Below are 17,603 nucleotides of genomic sequence, written 5' to 3' on the forward strand. Positions count from 1 at the left end.
CCGTCTGCGGAGGCGTCACTCCTCGATCATCAGACCCTTACGGAGCCGACGGAGGGTGCGCGACAGCAGCCGCGAGACATGCATCTGGGAGATGCCCAGCTCCTCACCGATCTCCGACTGCGTCATATTCGCCACGAAGCGCAGGGAGAGGATCTTCCGGTCGCGCGCGGACAGATCGGCGATCAGCGGCTTCAGGGACTCGACGTACTCGATGCCTTCGAGTCCGTGGTCCTCGTAGCCGATCCGGTCCGCCAGCGCTCCCTCGGAGTCGTCCTCCTCCGGCTGGGCGTCCAGCGAGCTCGCGGTGTACGCGTTGCTCGCGGCCATGCCCTCGACGACCTCGGCCTGGCTGATGTCCAGCCGCTGGGCCAGCTCGCTGACGGTGGGGGCGCGGTCCAGCCGCTGGGCGAGTTCGTCGCCGGCCTTGGCCAGGTCGAGACGGAGCTCCTGCAGCCGCCGCGGTACGCGCACCGACCAGCTCGTGTCGCGGAAGAAGCGCTTGATCTCGCCGACGATCGTCGGCATCGCGAAGGTCGGGAACTCGACGCCCCGGCCGGTCTCGAAGCGGTCGATGGCCTTGATCAGGCCGATGGTGCCGACCTGGACGATGTCCTCCATCGGCTCGCTGCGGGAGCGGAACCGGGAGGCGGCGAACTTGACCAGCGCCAAGTTGAGCTCGACCAGGGTGTTACGCACATAGGCGTATTCGTGGGTGCCTTCCTCCAGCACCTCGAGACGCTCGAAAAGGGTCTTCGACAGAGCCCTCGCGTCTACCGGTGCTACCGTGTCATAAGGAGGTATTTCCGGCAGATCGGACAATTCCGGCAGCTCGTCGAAGAGGTGGCCAACGGTCGCCTGGGCGTCGGCGTCGGGGGTGAACTGCTCGGGCAGGGGGGCCGACGAAACGGTGGTCCGAGTACTCCCCGAGGGTTCGGTACGCGTGTCGTCGAGGCGGGGTGACATAGTCTCCTCCATCGTTCTCGGCATATGGCTGCCGGTGCCATAACGTGCTGCTCCGGTGAGCGGCGCCTCCAAAGCCGGGCCGTAAGCGGATGTGACTCTCTACGCCTACCTGCATCAGCCACCAAGTGGCAAGTCCACGTTGTCCATATTTGCCGAACTATGCGAAATGTTCAGCTACCAGAGGACCGGGTAGAAGGCGTAGGGTTCGATGCGCGCAATCGAAAGCAACGAGACGCCAGAAGAGGTGCGCAGATGGACCGCGGGATGGTCGGCAGCGCCAGCAAAGGCCGGCTCCAGGTCGAGGTTCGGCACCACGGGGCGAGCGCGATCGTGACACCGGCGGGTGAGCTGGATCACCACACCGCCGAAGTGCTGCGCGAGCCGCTCGAGAAGTGCGTAGAGGGGGGACGTGTCCGGCTGGTGGTGGACTGCTCGAAGCTGGAGTTCTGCGACTCCACCGGGCTCAATGTCCTCCTCGGCGCACGACTCAAGGCCGAGGCCGAAGGCGGTGGCGTCCATCTGGCCGGGATGCTGCCGATCGTTGCCCGAGTGTTCGAGATCACGGGCGCGGACGCCGTCTTTACGGTGCATGAGTCGCTTGACGCGGCCCTTGTCGAGTGACATAGATCACTCCTGTTTCCGGCGTGTCATCGGTGGGTCATCGATGCGTTGCCCGCGTCACATCGGTGGGGCGGAAGTAGTGGGTGTTCTCACGCTTTGGCCGGGCAGGAGACAGGCTGAAACTGTTGAAGAGATCAGGTATCCCTTGACCCTGAATCGGTGAATCGGTGAGGTGAAGCGCTGATGAGCACCACCCGGCCGTACCCGCCGGGCGACCGCGGCCCGGACCCGGACGGCCCCGCGGCTTCGGCCTCCCCACCGGCACCCCCGGCACCCCCGACCGCCGGCCCCATCCGCCAGACCCGCAGGCTCGCTCTGATCGGGGCCAGCGGGGCCGTTCCGCGCGCCCGCGACTTCACACGCGAGGCGCTGCGCGACTGGGGGTGGCTTCCGGCCGCGACCGCCGACCACCGGGCCGCCGCCGAGGACGTCCTGCTCGTCGTCTCCGAACTGGTCACCAACGCCTGTCTGCACGCCGAGGGCCCCGAGGAGCTGCGCGTGAGCTGCAACGCCAAGGTGCTCCGCCTCGAGGTCGTGGACCTCGGCACCGGTACGCCCGCGCCGCGCACCCCGCACCGCGCCGGCCGGCCCGGCGGCCACGGCATGTTCATCGTCCAGCGGCTGTGCCTCGACTGGGGGGTCGTGCGGAACGTGGAGGGATCCGGCAAGACGGTCTGGGCCGAACTCGCCGCGCCGGGCTGAAGAGCGCGGCTCAGGCCCCACCGTGATGCCACCGTCCACCCGCAGGCCCGGCTGATCCGCCGCGCCGGCCCGGCCGTGGTCGACCCGGCCGTGCCATCCACGGCCGGGGTCTCCTCCGGCTTTTCCGGCCCCGGGCCCGCCTGATCCCCGCCGCCGCGGCGGCCACTTCACCCCTCTTCTCCGCTTCGCGCCGATCCGGCGTGCTTTTTGTCTTCCCTTGGCAAGGTCCCCGGCGTACCGTCAGCGCCCAATCTGATGTGCCGTCAGTTACATTCGGCTGCGGCGCTTGACGAGAGGGGATCTCGTGGTGTCCCACAACCAACGGCGCCCGGCCGGCCGTGGCGGCGCCCTCACGCTCGCGGCGGCCCTGGCCGGCTCCGTGGTGCTCCTCACCGCCCCGGCCGCGCACGCCGACACCGTGGACGTCGACTACCAGTGCAAGACACCGATCGGCGACAAGAGCGCCGTATCGCCCATCGATATCAAGAGCGTCGCGAGCGGCGGCTCCTACAAGCTCACGATGTCCTTCGAGAAGGGCGTCTCCTCCAGCCCCGTCGAGCTCGGTAAGGGCGCCATGCACCCCAGCGCGCTCATCAAACTGGGCGGAGCGGAGAGCGGCACGCTGTCGGTGTCGGGGCCCGCCAACGACAAGGCCATCCCGGCCAACACCCCGATCAAGATCAGTGATCTGTCGGGCACCTACACCCCCAAGAAGAGCGGAAAGGTCACCTTCACCGCCTCCACCCTCACCATCAAGGCGCTGGGAACGACCACCACCTGCACCCCGGGCAACAACCCCAAGCCCTCGCTGACGCTGGACGTCAAGGGCGCGGGCGGCGGGGACTCCGGCTCCACCGGCGGTACGGGCAGTACGGGCGGCACAGGCGGATCCGGCGGTGCGCAGGGCGGCTCCGGCAACGACCAACTGCCACAGACCGGACCAGCGGACTCCGCCGTCGCGCTCGGCACCCTCGGCGGCACGGTGCTGCTCGCCGGAGTGGCCGGGGCGCTCTGGCTGACCCGCCGTCAGCGGACCCCCTGACGCTCGCGGCAGCCGAGGAGCCGCCGATGCCGTCGCGTATCCGTGCAGTGAGCCGAGCGGTCAGCCGTGCAGCCATGCACGCCGTCATCCGCCCAGCCGTCCGCGTCTGTGCCCCGGCCCTGCTGGCCGCCTCCCTGGTGACCCCGGCGAGCCCGGTGTCCTGGGCCTCCCCGGCTGCCGCCGCCGGACCCGACTGGTCGGCGGCTCCCGCCGCCGGGGGCGGCAGCGCACCGGGCGCGGGCGACCGGCCGTACATCTACCTCGAAGGCGGGCCCGGCGCCGTCCTGGAGGACAAGCTGTCGGTCACCAACAAGGGCGAGCGCCCCCGCACCGTCCGGCTGCGCGGCGCCGACGGCGCCCGTATCGCGCTCGCCGAACAGCGGGTGACGGTGCCGCCCCGCACCCGCGCCGACATCCCCTTCACCGTCACCGTCCCCTCCGACGCGGTGCCCGGCGAACGCCCCGGCGCGGTCATGGTCTCCTCCGGCGACCGCGAGATCGCGGTCCGGCTGCGGCTGCGGATCAGCGGCGCGACGCTGTCCGCCCTCGCCGTGGAGGACGTGACGATCCAGGGCCGCGGCGACCGGGCGGCCATCCGCTACGCCCTCGTCAACCGCGGCAACACCGTGCTCACCCCGCGGCTGGCCGTACGCGCCGACGGGCTCTTCGGCCAGGTGCTGCGCCGGGACCCCCGCACCCTGCCGGTCGAGCTGCCGCCGGGCAAACGGGTGCGGCTCACCGAGAGCTGGCCGCACCCGCCCGCCCTCGACTCGGTGGACGTGCGGCTCACGGTCACCGCGGACGGGGGCGCGCACGCAACGGCGACCGCCGGATACACGGCCGTCCCCTGGTGGCTGCTCGCCCCCGCGGCGGCGGCTCTGGTGGGCGCGGGCACCGGCGGAGGCGTCTGGCTGCTGCGAAGACGACGGCGCCGACCCCGCACCCCGCGACCGCAGCCACAACCGCAGAGCACAGGGGCAGGAGCGACCACGTGAACGCATGCCGATTCGCAGGCACCCCGGCCCGGCCCTCAGCCGTGGTCACCGTGCTCGCCCTGGTCCTCCTCACCCTCGGCGCGCCCCTTACGGGCGGCGCCAAGGCGGCCGAGGGCCCGACCGCGAAAGTCTCCCAGGCCGAGGCGGGCACGGGCGGCACGGTCACCGTGACCGGCGCCCGATGGCGGCCGCGTGCCCTGCTCACGCTGCTCATCTGCGGGCAGAACATGATCGGCGGCACCAACTCCTGCGCCAACGGCGACGGCAGGGCGGTCACCGTCGGCGCGGACGGCACCTTCACCAAGAAACTGCCGGTCGCCGAGCCGCCCAAACCCTGTCCCTGTGTCATCCATATAGCGACCGCGACCGGTGAGGCCGCCGCCGCGGACGTGGCGTTCAAGGTCGCCGGGCATCCGGTCGCGCCGCTGCCGAAGGAGCGGAGCGGAGGCGAGCGGCTGAGCGTGCTCTCGGCCCGGCTCGACGGGTCCAGCGGGCTGCTGACCTGGTTCGGCGCACCGCCGAGTCGACGGCTCGTCGTCACCGTCGGCAATCTCGGCTCGACCCCCGCCCGCGATCCGGTCTTCGAAGTGGGCACCTCGCATGGCGTCTTCGCCCCCTCCTGGGAGGAGCAGCGATGGCGGGGGACGCTCCAGCCCGGGAAGAAGACGCAGGTCAAGCTGGACGTCGAACTGTCGGCCGGGGCCCATGGCGACTATCTGGTCTCGCTGCGCTACGGAGCCAAGCTGCTCGTCGAACAGCCGTGGACGGTGGGGCGGCCCTGGGGCGTCACGCTCTTCTGGGTCCTGCTGTGCGTGGTGGTCGCGGCGACGGTCTTCCGGATCGGCATGGCCGTCGTGGACAAGGTACGGCCCCGTACGTCCCGGGCCGCGCCACCGCCGCGCCCATCCACGCCCCCGTCGTCCGGATCAACCGCGTCCGGATCAACCGCGTCCGGATCAACCGCGTCCGGATCAACCGCGTCCGGACCGGCCGCGGCGAACGGCGCGCATCCGGCGCTGCCCTGGTTCACCCCCGACACGGCGCCGGAGGCACCGCCGCACCACCAGATTTCCGCACCGTCCGAGGAGATCCGATCGACTCCGAAAGGAACCACCTGAGATGCGACGAAGAGTGAGTGCGGCCGCCGTCGCGCTGCTGCTCGGCGGTGCGGGCGTGCTGCTCGGCGCGGGCAGCGCAGAGGGCGCCGAGGTCTCGTACAAGACCGAGTGTCTACCGCCTCCGATCTCCGGTCTGCCGCCGGTGGAGGGCACCACGACCGTGGCCGTGACGGCACCGGCGACGGCCAAGGTCGGGGAGGAGGTCGAGGTGGTGTGGAAGACGGTGCAGGCCGCCTCCAAGAACCCGCCGATCCTCGACCTGGAGGCCAACACCATCCTGCCGACCGGCACCATCACGGTGGGCGGCGCACAGACCGGTGACCTGTCCCTGGAGGGGCCGCGGGAGAACCCGGCGATCCCCAAGGGCGGTGAGATGAAGCTCTCCGACATGAAGGGGAAGCTGAAGCTCACGAAGGCGGGCGAGGTGACGCTGACGCCCGGCGGCTACAACATCAATGTCAGCAAGCCGCTGTCCACGGACACCAAGTGCTCGGCTAAGGAGGCCGTCAAGGCCGCCGCGACCATCAAGGTGACGGACGGCGGCAGCGGTCCGGGCGGCACGACGAGCGGCACCACGAGCGGGACGACCAGCGGCACGACAAGTGGCACCACCAGTGGTACGACGAGCGGGACGACCAGCGGTACCACCAGTGGCACCACGAGCGGCACGACCAGTGGCACCACCAGCGGGAACACCGGTGGCGGGGGCGGCGGAGACGATTCGTACACCGGCAAGGAGGTTGAGGTCGCCTACGCCTGCAAGACCCCCATCGGCGACAAGAACGCGACCTCCCCGGTCCAGATCAACGCCACCAAGAGCGGCGGGAGCTTCGCGCTGACCGTGAAGTTCGGCAAGTCCGTGATGGACAGCCCGGCCGATATCCCCGCCGATTCGGTCAAGCCGTCGATGGCCGTCAAGGTCGGCGGTGCGGACAAGGGCACCGTCGCCGTGGCGGGGCCGACCAACAAGGGGCCCATCAAGTCCGGTGATCCGATCGAGATCCCCGACCTCACCGGCACCTACAAGCCGGGCGCGAGCGGCAAGTCGACGCTCACTCCCGGCGTGCTGACGGTCAAGGCGCTCGGTACGACCACCACCTGCACCCCGTCCAAGGACCCCGGCGCCTCGCTCGAACTGGACACCACCGGCCAGCCCGGCGGCACCACCGGCGGTGACACGACCGGCGGTGGCACGACCGGGGGCAGCGGCTCCGGGGGTGGCACCTCCGGCGGCAGCGGCACCTCGGGCAGCGGCGGTTCGGCCACCAGCGGCGGGCTCGCCGACACCGGTGCCAGTGACCACGGCGGGCTGAAGGCGCTCGCCCTGATCGCCGGTACCACCGTTCTGCTCGGCGGCGCCATCTTCACCCTCACCCCGTGGCGCAAGCTGCGCGGCACCACCCGCTGAACCGAGTAGTCACCCGGAACGGCGAAGGGCCCGGCGCGGTTTCCCGCGCCGGGCCCCTCGTATCGCTACGGAGTACGGCGTACCGCTGCCAACGTCAGTGGACGTCGGCCATCAGGGCCACGACCTTCTTCCGGTACATGAAGACCGCGAAGCCCGCGAGCGCCGCCATGGCCGCCTCCAACGTGATCACCCCGACGCCGCTCAGGTCGACCCCGGCGATGGACAGCAGCCCCGTGATGCAGTCGCCCGCGGTCACGGCCAGGAACCACACGCCCATCATCTGGCTGGCGTACTTCGCCGGCGCCATCTTGGTGGTCACCGACAGGCCGACCGGCGACAGGCACAGCTCACCCATCGTCTGGACCATGTAGATCGACACCAGCCACAGCGGGCTGACCTTCGTCCCGTCCTGGGCCATCCCCATCGGCACGACGAAGACGAAGAACGAGGCGCCGATCAGGACCAGGGCCATCGCGAACTTCAGCGTGGTGTTCGGCTCCCGGTCACGCCGCGCCAGCCACAGCCACAGCCAGGCGAAGACCGGGGCCAGCGCCATGATCATCAGCGGGTTGACCGACTGGAACCACGAGGACGGGAAGTGCAGCCCGAAGATCGTGTCCGCGGTCTTGGACTCGGCGAAGGCGGACAGCGTCGAACCGCCCTGGTCGTAGATCATCCAGAACACCGCGGCGGCCACGAAGAACCAGATGTAGCCGCTCACCTTGGTCTGCTCGACGGCCGAGAGGTCCCGGTCGCGCTTGATCCGGATGAGCACCCCGGTCGGAATGATCAGGCCCAGGATGGTGATCGGGATCAGCACCCAGTTGAGGGTCCAGCTCCCGCTGAGCACCACGCCGGTGTAGAAGACCGCGGCGACGATCAGCCAGATCATCGCCTTGCGCAGCCAGGAGCGGCGCTCCTCGGTCGCCAGCGGGGTGGGGACGACGTTGCTCTCCGGGCTCAGATGGCGGGTGCCGATCAGGAACTGGACCAGACCCAGCGCCATGCCCAGCGCGGCGAGTGCGAAGCCCAGGTGCCAGTTGTACGACTGGCCGACGGTGCCGATCACCAACGGAGCGGCGAAGGCACCGACGTTGATGCCGATGTAGAAGAGGGTGAAGCCGCCGTCCCGGCGCGGGTCCTGCGGACCGTCGTAGAGCTGGCCCACCATCGTCGAGATGTTGGCCTTGATCAGACCGGAGCCGAGCGCCACCAGGGCGAGGCCGACGAAGAAGGTCGCCTGGCCGGGGACGGAGAGCGCCAGATGCCCGGCCATGACGATCCCGGACGCGATGACCACCGTCTTGCGCGGGCCCCACACCCGGTCGCCGAACCAGCCGCCCGGCATGGCCAGCAGATAGACCATGGCCAGGTAGACCGAGTAGATGGCCACCGCGTTGCCCTCGGTCAGCCCGAGCCCGCCGCCCTGCCCGCCGGCCTTGGCGTCGGGGCCGCCGGAGATCAGATAGACCACGAGGAGGGCCCGCATGCCGTAGAAGCTGAACCGCTCCCACATCTCGATCATGAAGAGAGTGGCCAGGCCGCGGGGGTGGCCGAAGAAGGTCTTGCCGCCGGCAGGGGTCCCCTGCGCGGTGGCGCCCTTCGTCAGGCTGGACGCCATGGTGGTTTCCTTGCGTGCTCAGAGAGCGCTGCCGACAGGGCCAGCGCCCATGGGGGGATGGCTGAGCGACTGAGCGCCGGACGTGGTCCGGGCCGGTCGTGCCGGCCCCTTCCTCGCTCCGGACATGACAGAGACCCTTGGGTGCGTCGTCGTCACCAAAGGTCCCGGAGGAGTGCTACAGACGTTGTTTCACCATACGACACGTACTTGACACTCTTGGAGACGGTGAGAGATAGCTCACGGCGGAGGCGTGCAACCTTCCGTGCACCGTCCGTCGCGCCGTACGCGCCCCGTGCCCCGACCTCAGCGGACTACCATCACCCCCATGACCCGAGTACTGCTCGCCGAGGATGACGCATCCATCTCGGAGCCGCTCGCCCGCGCCCTGCGCCGCGAGGGGTACGAGGTCGAGGTGCGCGAGGATGGACCCACCGCGCTCGACGCCGGTTTGCAAGGAGGCGTCGACCTGCTCGTCCTCGACCTCGGCCTGCCCGGGATGGACGGGCTCGAGGTCTGCCGTCGGCTCCGTACGGAGGGCCACGGCTTTCCGGTGCTGGTGCTCACGGCCCGCGCGGACGAGGTGGACACGGTGGTCGGCCTGGACGCCGGTGCCGACGACTACGTCACCAAGCCCTTCCGGCTCGCCGAACTGCTCGCCCGGGTCCGGGCGCTGCTGCGGCGCGGTGCCGTCGAGACGCAGCAACAGCAGCCGGCCACCCATGGGGTGCGGATCGACGTCGAGTCGCACCGCGCCTGGATGGGCGACGAGGAGCTGCAGCTGACCGCCAAGGAGTTCGATCTGCTGCGCGTCCTGGTGCGGGACGCCGGGCGGGTCGTCACCCGCGATCAGCTCATGCGCGAGGTGTGGGACACCACCTGGTGGTCCTCCACCAAGACCCTCGACATGCACATCTCCTGGCTGCGCAAGAAGCTCGGTGACGATGCGGCCAACCCCCGCTATATCGCCACCGTTCGTGGCGTCGGCTTCCGATTCGAGAAAAGCTGAAGAAACTGACCAGGGCTGACACGGTAGGGCAATGCGCCGTCGCTTGATCAACTCCACGCTGGCCGTGGTGCTCGTCGTCATCGCGGTCTTCGGCCTGTCGCTGGTCATCGTCGAGACGCGGACCATCGAGAACAGCGCCCAGGAGAGCGTGAGCTCCGACGCGGTGCGCCTGGTCAGCATCGTCGACAGCAGGCTGCTGGGGGGCGAGGGGGTCACCCCCAGAGTGCTGCGCGAGCAGATCGAGCCCGGCCGCTATGCCGTGATCAGGATGCCCGACCACCGCAATGTGGAGATCGGCAAGCGCCCCACGGGCAGTGTCATCTCCGCCGAGGAGGCGGGTGAGCAGGGCGAGGTCGTACGGGTCGAGGCGTCCCGGACCACGGTGAGCCGCGAGGTCGGCCGCACCATGCTGATCATCCTCGCCGTCGCGCTGCTCGCCGTGCTCGCCGCCGTCGCCCTCGCCGTACGCCAGGCGCACCGGCTCTCCGCCCCGCTCACCGACCTCGCGGAGACCGCCGAGCGGCTGGGCTCCGGGGACCCCCGGCCGCGCCACCGGCGCTACGGGGTGCCGGAGCTGGACCGGGTCGCCGACGTGCTGGACGGGAGCGCCGAGCGCATCGCCCGGATGCTCACCGCGGAGCGGCGGCTGGCAGCGGACGCCTCTCATCAGCTCCGTACGCCGCTGACCGCGCTGTCGATGCGGCTGGAGGAGATCACGCTCACCGACGACCCGGAGACGGTGAAGGAGGAGGCGACGATCGCGCTGGGGCAGGTGGAGCGGCTCACCGACGTCGTCCAGCGGCTGCTGACCAATTCGCGCGATCCGCGCAGCGGCTCCGCGGTCGCCTTCGACCTGGACGAGGTCGTCAAGCAGCAGATCGAGGAGTGGCGCCCGGCCTCCCGCAGCGAGGGCCGCGCCATCGTGCGCTCGGGCAAGAAGGGGCTGCGCGCCGTGGGCACCCCGGGCGCGGTCGCCCAGGTGCTGGCGACGCTGATCGAGAACTCGCTGATGCATGGTGACGGCACGGTCGCGCTGCGTACCCGGGTCACCGGCAACCAGGCCGTGGTGGAGGTCTCCGACGAGGGGCCCGGGGTCTCCCCGGATCTGGGGGCGCGGGTCTTCGAGCGGACCGTCAGCGGACGGAACTCCACCGGGCTCGGGCTGGCCGTCGCACGGGATCTGGCCGAGGCGGACGGCGGCCGGCTGGAGCTGCTGCAGCAGCATCCGCCGGTGTTCGCGCTCTTCCTCAGCCGGGAGGCCGAGGACGCCTCGGGCTCCTGAGCGGCGCCCGAGGCCCCTCGGGCGCTACTTGCGGACCGGCTGCTTACGGGTGGCCTGGGCGGGCGGCGCGTCGGACAGGAAGGCTTCCGCGCGCACGACGGCGTCCCGCGCGGGCAGTGTCCGGAACACCCAGGTCCGGTAGGACCAGAAGCGGAAGAGGGTGCCCAGGCCGATGCCGAGGAACTTGAACACATTGCTCTGCAGCGAGCTGTCCCACCCGAAGCCGTAGGTGGCGGCGTAGAGCACACCGTTCTCGATGATCAGGCCGATGGCGCTGAACAGCAGAAAGAGGCTGAGCTCCTTGGTGCGGCCCTGCTTGTCGCGGTCCCGGTAGGTGAAGTAGCGGTAGCCCACGTAGTTGAAGCCGGTGGCGACCACCGTGGCCACGATGCTGGCCCGCACCACCGGCAGTTCGGTGACGCTGCGGACCAGGTTGAACACCGCGAGATTGACGAAGACGCCGGCACCGCCGACCACCCCGAACTTCGCGATCTCGCGGGCCAGTTGCCCCATCTGGGCGCGCAGCCCGCCGAGTGTGCTCCGTTCACTCATGGTGATCGTTCAGCCCCGTCCCGTCGGTGTCGTCCATCCCCCCATGCTAACCAGCGGCCGTGCCCCGTGCCCTTCAGGTCGCGATCAAGTGTCCGGTGCGTATCTCTGGAGGTTCCTCCGACGCAGGTCAGGGCCGGTCGGCGGAGGAAGTTACCCTGGGAGGGTGACATTCCCGGTAGTCGGCATGGTCGGTGGCGGCCAGCTCGCCCGTATGACCCATGAGGCGGGCATCCCCCTCGGCATCAAATTCAAGCTCCTCAGTGACACCCCCCAGGATTCGGCGGCCCAGGTGGTCAGCGATGTCGTCATCGGCGACTACCGCGACCTGGACGTTCTTCGTGCTTTCGCACAAGGCTGTGATGTGGTCACTTTCGACCACGAGCATGTCCCGGCGGAGCATCTGCGCGTCCTGGAAGCGGATGGGGTGGTCATCCGCCCCGGAGTCGAGGCGCTGCTGCACGCCCAGGACAAGGGGGTGATGCGCGAGCGGCTGAGTGAGGCCGGTGTGCCGTGCCCCCGCCACCGCATCGTGACCGACCCCGAGGACGTCGCGCGGTTCGCGGCGGAAGCGGGCGAGGGCGACGGATTTCCGGTCGTCCTCAAGACGGTGCGCGGCGGTTACGACGGCAAGGGCGTCTGGGTCGTCCGCGGTGTGGAAGAGGCGGCCGAGCCGTTCCGCGCGGGGGTCCCTGTCCTCGCCGAGGAGATGGTCGACTTCGCCCGTGAGCTCGCCGCCAACGTCGTACGGTCCCCGCACGGCCAGGCCGTCGCCTACCCCGTCGTGGAGTCGATCCAGGTGGACGGGGTCTGCGACACCGTGATCGCTCCGGCCCCCGGCCTCTCCGAGGAGCTGTCCGGCACGGCGCAGGAGATGGCGCTGAAGATCGCGGCGGAGCTCGGGGTGGTCGGCCATCTCGCGGTCGAGCTGTTCGAGACCCGCGACGGCCGGCTGCTGGTCAACGAGCTGGCGATGCGCCCCCACAACTCCGGTCACTGGACCCAGGACGGCGCCGTCACCTCCCAGTTCGCCAACCATGTGCGGGCCGTGCTGGACCTCCCGCTCGGCGATCCGCGGCCGCGCGCGCCGTGGACCGTGATGACCAATGTGCTCGGCGGCGACTACCCCGATATGTACGGGGCGTATCTGCACTGCATGGCGCGCGACCCGGCGCTCAAGATCCATATGTATGGCAAGGACGTGAAGCCCGGGCGCAAGGTCGGCCACGTCAACACCTATGGCGACGACCTGGCCGATGTGCGCGAGCGCGGCCGGCACGCTGCCGACTACCTCCGAGGGACCATCACCGAATGAGCGCTCCTGTGATCGGCATCGTCATGGGCTCCGACTCCGACTGGCCCGTCATGGAAGAAGCGGCCAAGGCCCTGGACGAGTTCGAGGTCCCGTATGAGGTGGATGTCGTCTCGGCCCACCGCATGCCGCGCGAGATGGTCGCCTACGGGGAGAACGCGGCGTCCCGCGGCCTCAAGGCCATCATCGCGGGCGCGGGCGGCGCCGCCCACCTCCCGGGCATGCTCGCGTCCGTCACCCCGCTGCCGGTGATCGGGGTGCCCGTACCGCTGAAGTACCTCGACGGCATGGACTCCCTCCTGTCGATCGCCCAGATGCCCGCGGGCGTCCCGGTGGCCACCGTCTCCATCGGCGGCGCCCGCAACGCGGGCCTGCTCGCCGCCCGGATCCTGGCCGCACACGACCCCGGACTCCAGGCGCGCATGTGCGAGTTCCAGGACGAACTCAACGCCCAGGCCACGGAAAAGGGCAAGCGCCTGCGGGCCAAGGTGGACGGGGCGGACTCTTTCGGCTTCGGCCGCTGAATTCCGTGCCCGGGGAGGCGCATCCCGGTCCGAGCTGGTGACTCCCGGCCCGGGCCGCATTTCCAGCCCCTCCGGCGTTTGAGGAGCGGGGTCCGGGGCGGAGCCCCGGTTCGGGAAGGGGCGGGGTGGGGGCCGGCCCGCCGCAGGCGCCCCCAACACGTGACTTCGACCCGGCCGCATACGAAAATGCCAGGATGACCGATCACCTCGCGCAAGCCCACGACCTGCTGGCCGCCCACCCCGTCGTCGACGGCCACAACGACTTCCCCTGGGCCCTGCGCGAGCAGGTCCGCTACGACCTCGACCAGCGCGACATGGCCGCCGACCTCACCCCGTACACCCACACCGACATCCCCCGCCTCCGCGCGGGCGGCGTAGGCGCCCAATTCTGGTCGGTGTACGTGCGCTCGGACTTCAGCGGCGACACCGCCGTCAGCGCCACCCTCGAACAGATCGACGTCGTCCGCCGCTTCACCGACCGCTACGCGACCGACCTGCGCCCCGCCCTCACCGCCGACGACATGGAGGCGGCGCGGGCCGAGGGCCGGATCGCCTCCCTCATGGGCGCCGAGGGCGGCCACAGCATCAACTGCTCCCTGGCCACCCTGCGCACCCTGTACGACCTGGGCGTGCGGTACATGACGCTCACCCACAACGACAACGTCCCCTGGGCCGACTCGGCGACCGACGAGCCGAAGGCGCACGGCCTCACCCGCTTCGGCGAGGAGGTGGTGCGCGAGATGAACCGTCTGGGCATGCTCGTCGACCTCTCCCATGTCTCGGCCGACACCATGCGGGACGCGCTCCGGGTGACCGAGGCGCCCGTGGTCTTCTCGCACTCCTCCGCACGCGCTGTCTGCGACCATCCGCGCAACATCCCGGACGATGTGCTGGGGCTGCTGCCCGCCAACGGGGGCGTGGCGATGGCCACCTTCGTCCCCAAGTTCGTCCTGCCCGAGGCGGTCGCCTGGACCAAGGCGGCGGACGAGAACATGCGCGCCCACGGGATGCATCCGCTGGAGATGACGCCCGCCGGGATGAAGGTCCAGCGGGCCTTCGAGGAGGCCAACCCGCGTCCCCTGGCGACCGTGTCGACCGTCGCCGACCACCTCGACCATATGCGCGAGGTGGCGGGCATCGACCACATCGGCATCGGCGGCGACTTCGACGGCACCGCCTTCACCCCCGAGGGCCTCACCGATGTCGCGGGCTATCCGAACCTGATCGCCGAGCTCCTCGACCGCCGCTGGTCACCGGCCGACCTCGCCAAGCTGACCTGGCAGAACGCGGTCCGTACGCTGCGCGGTGCCGAGGACGTGGCGCGCGCCGCGCAGAGCACTCGCGGCCCTTCCCTCGCGACCATCGACCAACTGGACGGCGTGGCCACCGCCTGACACACCGCCGCCCGGCGCACTGACCAACTGACCAACCTGACGCACCAACAGCCGCTTTAGCGGCTCTTGGTGCCTTTGCGATGCCTTGATGCATCGTTCACGCAACTCTCCTCTTCCTCGTTGCCTTGCGGGCGAGAGAGTCGAAGCGGTCTGACGATCTCTCACGCGCTCAACGAGAAAGAGGCGTTATGCCCGACTTCACCCGCCGTAGACTTCTCGGTGCCGCCGCCGGCTCGCTCGGTATGGGCGCGGCGGCGTCGCTGTTGCCGCCGAATGTGCAGCAGGCGATAGCCGCCGGCCCGGCCAAGGGCGGCTCCCTCCACGACATCGAGCACGTCGTCCTGCTGATGCAGGAGAACCGCTCGTTCGACCACTACTTCGGCACCCTCAAGGGAGTGCGCGGTTTCGCCGACCCGGACGCCCTGACCCTTTCCACCGGCAAGTCCGTCTTCTACCAGCCGGACGAGGAGAACCCGGACGGCTATCTGCTCCCGTTCCATCTGGACACCCACTCCACCAGCGCCCAGGCGATCCCCTCCACCAGCCACGCCTGGTCGGTGCAGCACGAGGCGTGGAACAACGGCGCCATGGACAAGTGGCTGCCCGCGCACCGTAAGGCCGACGGCAAGAACGGCCCGTACGTCATGGGCTACCACACCCGTGAGGACATCCCGTTCCAGTTCGCGCTCGCCGAGGCGTTCACGATCTGCGACAACTACTTCTGCTCGGTCTTCGGCCCCACCTGGCCCAACCGGCTGTACTGGATGACGGGCACCATCGACCCGACGGGCGGCAAGGGCGGCCCGATCCTGGACAACACCGCCCCGCAGCCGTACCGCTGGACGACGTACGCCGAGCGCCTCCAGCAGGCGGGTGTGAGCTGGAAGGTGTACCAGGAGGAGGACGACTACGGCTGCAATCTGCTGGAGCAGTTCCAGCAGTTCCGGGATGCCAAGCCCGGCGATCCGCTGCACGACCGCGGCATGGTGGTCAGCCCCGCCGGGACGTTCGAGGAAGACGCCCGCAACGACCGGCTGCCGACCGTCTCCTGGATCATCCCCACCAGCACCCAGTCCGAGCACCCGGACTATCTGCCCGCCGCCGGCGCCGACTACGTGGCCTCGAAGATCGAGGCCATCGCGGCCAACCCGGAGGTCTGGCGCAAGACCGTCTTCATCCTCAACTACGACGAGAACGACGGTCTGTTCGACCACGTCCCGCCGCCCACCCCCAAGCAGGGGACCGTGGACGAGTTCGTGGGCGGACTGCCCATCGGTGGCGGCTTCCGGGTGCCCTGCCTGATCGTCTCGCCGTGGACGGTGGGCGGCTGGGCCGCGGGCCAGGCGTTCGACCACACCTCGGTACTGCAGTTCCTGGAGCGGCTGACCGGGGTCGAGGAGCCGAACATCAGCCAGTGGCGCCGCCGTACCTTCGGCGACCTCACCTCGGCCTTCGGCTTCTCGCACGCCGCGCCGAAGCCGCCGAAGCTGCCGGACGACACGGCCGAGCAGTTGGAGCAGGCCAAGAAGGACGTCGAGAACCTCCCGAAGCCGACCCTGCCGGGCGCCGACCAGAAGCCCCCGCAGCAGGAACGCGGTCACCGCCCCCGCCGCTGAAACCGACCCGACGCCGCCCCCGCCGGAGACCGTCCGGCGGGGGCGACGGTTACGTCGGGGGAGGGCGACGGCTACGCCAGCGGGCGCCCCAGCGCGCGGTAGGTCCAGCCGGCCTCGCGCCAGTGGTCGGGGTCCAGGGCGTTGCGCCCGTCCAGGATGCGGCGCTCGGCGACAACGCTGCCGAGGGCCGCCGGGTCCAGCTCGCGGAACTCGCGCCACTCGGTGAGATGCAGCACCGCATGGGCGCCCTGTGCCGCCTCGGCCGCGGTCGCCGCGTAGGCGAGGGTCGGGAAGAGGGCCCGGGCGTTCTCCATGCCCTTGGGGTCGAAGACGGTGACCTGGGCGCCCTGGAGCTGTATCTGACCGGCCACATTGAGTGCGGGGGAGTCCCGGACGTCGTCGGAGTCCGGCTTGAAGGTCGCGCCCAGCACGGCGACCCGCTTGCCCAGGAAGCTGCCGCCGACGGCCTCGCGGGCCAGCTCGACCATGTGGCCGCGGCGCCGCATGTTGATCGAGTCGACCTCGCGGAGGAAGGTCAGCGCCTGGTCGGCGCCGAGCTCACCGGCGCGCGCCATGAAGGCACGGATGTCCTTGGGCAGACAGCCGCCGCCGAAGCCGATCCCGGCCCGCAGGAACTTCTTGCCGATGCGCTCGTCGTAGCCGATGGCCTCGGCCAGCTTGACCACATCGCCGCCCGCGGCCTCGCAGACCTCGGCCATGGCGTTGATGAAGGAGATCTTCGTCGCCAGGAAGGAGTTGGCCGCGACCTTCACCAGCTCGGCGGTCGGGAAGTCGGTCACCACGAAGGGCGAGCCCTCGGCGATGGGCGTCTCGTACACCTCGCGGAGCAGCTTCTCGGCCCGGTCGCCGGCGACGCCGACCACGATCCGGTCCGGGTGCAGGGTGTCCTGGACGGCGAACCCCTCGCGCAGGAACTCCGGGTTCCAGGCGAGCTCCGCGTCGGCCCCCACCGGGGCCAGCTCGGCCAGCCGGGCCGCGAGCAGGTCGGCGCTGCCGACCGGCACCGTGGACTTGCCCACGACCAGCGCGGGGCGGCGCAGATGCGGGGCGAGCGAGTCCACCGCGGCGTTCACGTAACTCATGTCACAGGCGTACTCGCCGTGCTTCTGCGGGGTGTTCACACAGATGAAGTGGATGTCGCCGAACTCCCCGGCCTCCTCGTAGGAGGTGGTGAACCGCAGCCGCCCGGTGGCGCCCTCGATCCCCGCGACGTGGCGCCGCAGCAGGTCCTCGAGGCCGGGCTCGTACATGGGCACCCGGCCCTCGGTGAGCATCGCGATCTTCTCGGGCACGATGTCGAGGCCGAGCACCTCGAAGCCCAGTTCCGCCATGGCCGCTGCGTGGGTGGCGCCGAGGTAGCCGGTGCCGATCACAGTGATCTTGAGGGCCATGCAGTGCTCCAGAACGGTCGATCGCAGATGCGGTGCCT

General features: G+C 70.2%; 16 protein-coding genes. 12 read left to right on the top strand and 4 right to left on the bottom strand.

All coding sequences use genetic code 11. The features are described 5' to 3' along the window. Positions 1 to 15: 15 nt before the first annotated feature. Positions 16 to 963: an RNA polymerase sigma factor SigF gene (locus J5X86_RS36260; protein WP_119989190.1), complete on the bottom strand. Its 948-nt coding sequence runs from the start codon at positions 961 to 963 to the stop codon at positions 16 to 18. 252 nt (positions 964 to 1,215) lie between these two features. Here J5X86_RS36260 and J5X86_RS36265 point away from each other — a divergent pair, with 252 nt between their 5' ends. The 6 genes from J5X86_RS36265 (at position 1,216) to J5X86_RS36290 (ending at position 6,849) form a co-directional block, all read left to right on the top strand. Then, positions 1,216 to 1,584, top strand: coding sequence for an STAS domain-containing protein (locus J5X86_RS36265; RefSeq protein WP_014061225.1), 369 nt, complete (start codon positions 1,216 to 1,218; stop codon positions 1,582 to 1,584). Positions 1,585 to 1,767: 183 nt separating this feature from the next. Beyond that, positions 1,768 to 2,286: an ATP-binding protein gene (locus J5X86_RS36270; RefSeq protein ID WP_208520919.1), complete on the top strand. Its 519-nt coding sequence runs from the start codon at positions 1,768 to 1,770 to the stop codon at positions 2,284 to 2,286. A gap of 304 nt (positions 2,287 to 2,590) precedes the next feature. Further along, positions 2,591 to 3,328: an LPXTG cell wall anchor domain-containing protein gene (locus J5X86_RS36275; protein ID WP_208520920.1), complete on the top strand. Its 738-nt coding sequence runs from the start codon at positions 2,591 to 2,593 to the stop codon at positions 3,326 to 3,328. A 26-nt stretch (positions 3,329 to 3,354) separates the two neighbouring features. After that, the gene (locus tag J5X86_RS36280) at positions 3,355 to 4,323 is read left to right on the top strand and encodes a hypothetical protein (protein ID WP_208520921.1); all 969 of its coding nucleotides are present in this window, start codon (positions 3,355 to 3,357) and stop codon (positions 4,321 to 4,323) included. Further along, positions 4,320 to 5,441: a hypothetical protein gene (locus J5X86_RS36285; protein WP_208520922.1), complete on the top strand. Its 1,122-nt coding sequence runs from the start codon at positions 4,320 to 4,322 to the stop codon at positions 5,439 to 5,441. The genes J5X86_RS36280 and J5X86_RS36285 overlap by 4 nt, the downstream gene beginning before the upstream one ends. A gap of 1 nt (position 5,442) precedes the next feature. Further along, positions 5,443 to 6,849 (top strand): hypothetical protein, encoded by a 1,407-nt coding sequence (locus tag J5X86_RS36290; protein ID WP_208520923.1) that lies wholly within the window; start codon positions 5,443 to 5,445, stop codon positions 6,847 to 6,849. A gap of 94 nt (positions 6,850 to 6,943) precedes the next feature. On the opposite strand, the gene J5X86_RS36295 is transcribed toward J5X86_RS36290, so the two are convergent. Continuing rightward, entirely contained in the window at positions 6,944 to 8,470 is a 1,527-nt protein-coding gene (locus tag J5X86_RS36295) for a peptide MFS transporter (protein ID WP_208520924.1), read from the bottom strand. A gap of 325 nt (positions 8,471 to 8,795) precedes the next feature. Here J5X86_RS36295 and J5X86_RS36300 point away from each other — a divergent pair, with 325 nt between their 5' ends. Together J5X86_RS36300 and J5X86_RS36305 are read left to right on the top strand one after the other, a co-directional pair. Further along, positions 8,796 to 9,476 carry a response regulator transcription factor gene (locus J5X86_RS36300; protein ID WP_014061218.1) on the top strand — a complete coding sequence of 227 codons (681 nt, stop codon included), beginning with the start codon at positions 8,796 to 8,798 and terminating at the stop codon, positions 9,474 to 9,476. A 31-nt stretch (positions 9,477 to 9,507) separates the two neighbouring features. Beyond that, positions 9,508 to 10,758 (top strand): ATP-binding protein, encoded by a 1,251-nt coding sequence (locus tag J5X86_RS36305; RefSeq protein ID WP_208520925.1) that lies wholly within the window; start codon positions 9,508 to 9,510, stop codon positions 10,756 to 10,758. Positions 10,759 to 10,782: 24 nt separating this feature from the next. On the opposite strand, the gene J5X86_RS36310 is transcribed toward J5X86_RS36305, so the two are convergent. Then, positions 10,783 to 11,310, bottom strand: a complete 528-nt coding sequence (locus J5X86_RS36310; protein ID WP_059145136.1) for a GtrA family protein — start codon at positions 11,308 to 11,310, stop codon at positions 10,783 to 10,785. 43 nt (positions 11,311 to 11,353) lie between these two features. Between J5X86_RS36310 and J5X86_RS36315 the strand changes: the two genes are divergently transcribed. From J5X86_RS36315 to J5X86_RS36330, 4 genes are all read left to right on the top strand, one after another. Next, complete coding sequence (locus J5X86_RS36315) at positions 11,354 to 12,622, top strand: 5-(carboxyamino)imidazole ribonucleotide synthase (RefSeq protein WP_374229324.1); 1,269 nt, start codon at positions 11,354 to 11,356, stop codon at positions 12,620 to 12,622. Continuing rightward, positions 12,619 to 13,143, top strand: coding sequence for a 5-(carboxyamino)imidazole ribonucleotide mutase (gene purE / locus J5X86_RS36320; RefSeq protein ID WP_208520927.1), 525 nt, complete (start codon positions 12,619 to 12,621; stop codon positions 13,141 to 13,143). Before J5X86_RS36315 ends, purE begins: the two co-directional genes overlap by 4 nt. A 194-nt stretch (positions 13,144 to 13,337) precedes the next feature. Continuing rightward, positions 13,338 to 14,537, top strand: a complete 1,200-nt coding sequence (locus J5X86_RS36325) for a dipeptidase (protein ID WP_208520928.1) — start codon at positions 13,338 to 13,340, stop codon at positions 14,535 to 14,537. 188 nt (positions 14,538 to 14,725) lie between these two features. Beyond that, positions 14,726 to 16,153: an alkaline phosphatase family protein gene (locus tag J5X86_RS36330; protein ID WP_208520929.1), complete on the top strand. Its 1,428-nt coding sequence runs from the start codon at positions 14,726 to 14,728 to the stop codon at positions 16,151 to 16,153. A gap of 71 nt (positions 16,154 to 16,224) precedes the next feature. Here the strand turns inward: J5X86_RS36330 and J5X86_RS36335 are convergent, their stop codons facing one another. Further along, on the bottom strand, positions 16,225 to 17,565 hold the full coding sequence (locus J5X86_RS36335) for a UDP-glucose/GDP-mannose dehydrogenase family protein (RefSeq protein WP_078641845.1): 1,341 nt from the start codon (positions 17,563 to 17,565) through the stop codon (positions 16,225 to 16,227). Between the last annotated feature and the right edge of the window lie 38 nt (positions 17,566 to 17,603).

The sequence above is a fragment of the Streptomyces sp. NEAU-YJ-81 genome (assembly GCF_017592595.1).
GTDB classification, from domain to species: domain Bacteria; phylum Actinomycetota; class Actinomycetes; order Streptomycetales; family Streptomycetaceae; genus Streptomyces; species Streptomyces hygroscopicus_B.

Coding starts and splice junctions, on each gene's coding strand:
- J5X86_RS36260 (WP_119989190.1), bottom strand. CDS start 963: ATGTCACCCCGCCTCGACGACACGCGTACCGAACCCTCGGGGAGTACT.
- J5X86_RS36265 (WP_014061225.1), top strand. CDS start 1,216: ATGGACCGCGGGATGGTCGGCAGCGCCAGCAAAGGCCGGCTCCAGGTC.
- J5X86_RS36270 (WP_208520919.1), top strand. CDS start 1,768: ATGAGCACCACCCGGCCGTACCCGCCGGGCGACCGCGGCCCGGACCCG.
- J5X86_RS36280 (WP_208520921.1), top strand. CDS start 3,355: ATGCCGTCGCGTATCCGTGCAGTGAGCCGAGCGGTCAGCCGTGCAGCC.
- J5X86_RS36290 (WP_208520923.1), top strand. CDS start 5,443: ATGCGACGAAGAGTGAGTGCGGCCGCCGTCGCGCTGCTGCTCGGCGGT.
- J5X86_RS36295 (WP_208520924.1), bottom strand. CDS start 8,470: ATGGCGTCCAGCCTGACGAAGGGCGCCACCGCGCAGGGGACCCCTGCC.
- J5X86_RS36300 (WP_014061218.1), top strand. CDS start 8,796: ATGACCCGAGTACTGCTCGCCGAGGATGACGCATCCATCTCGGAGCCG.
- J5X86_RS36305 (WP_208520925.1), top strand. CDS start 9,508: ATGCGCCGTCGCTTGATCAACTCCACGCTGGCCGTGGTGCTCGTCGTC.
- J5X86_RS36310 (WP_059145136.1), bottom strand. CDS start 11,310: ATGAGTGAACGGAGCACACTCGGCGGGCTGCGCGCCCAGATGGGGCAA.
- J5X86_RS36315 (WP_374229324.1), top strand. CDS start 11,354: ATGCTAACCAGCGGCCGTGCCCCGTGCCCTTCAGGTCGCGATCAAGTG.
- purE (WP_208520927.1), top strand. CDS start 12,619: ATGAGCGCTCCTGTGATCGGCATCGTCATGGGCTCCGACTCCGACTGG.
- J5X86_RS36325 (WP_208520928.1), top strand. CDS start 13,338: ATGACCGATCACCTCGCGCAAGCCCACGACCTGCTGGCCGCCCACCCC.
- J5X86_RS36330 (WP_208520929.1), top strand. CDS start 14,726: ATGCCCGACTTCACCCGCCGTAGACTTCTCGGTGCCGCCGCCGGCTCG.
- J5X86_RS36335 (WP_078641845.1), bottom strand. CDS start 17,565: ATGGCCCTCAAGATCACTGTGATCGGCACCGGCTACCTCGGCGCCACC.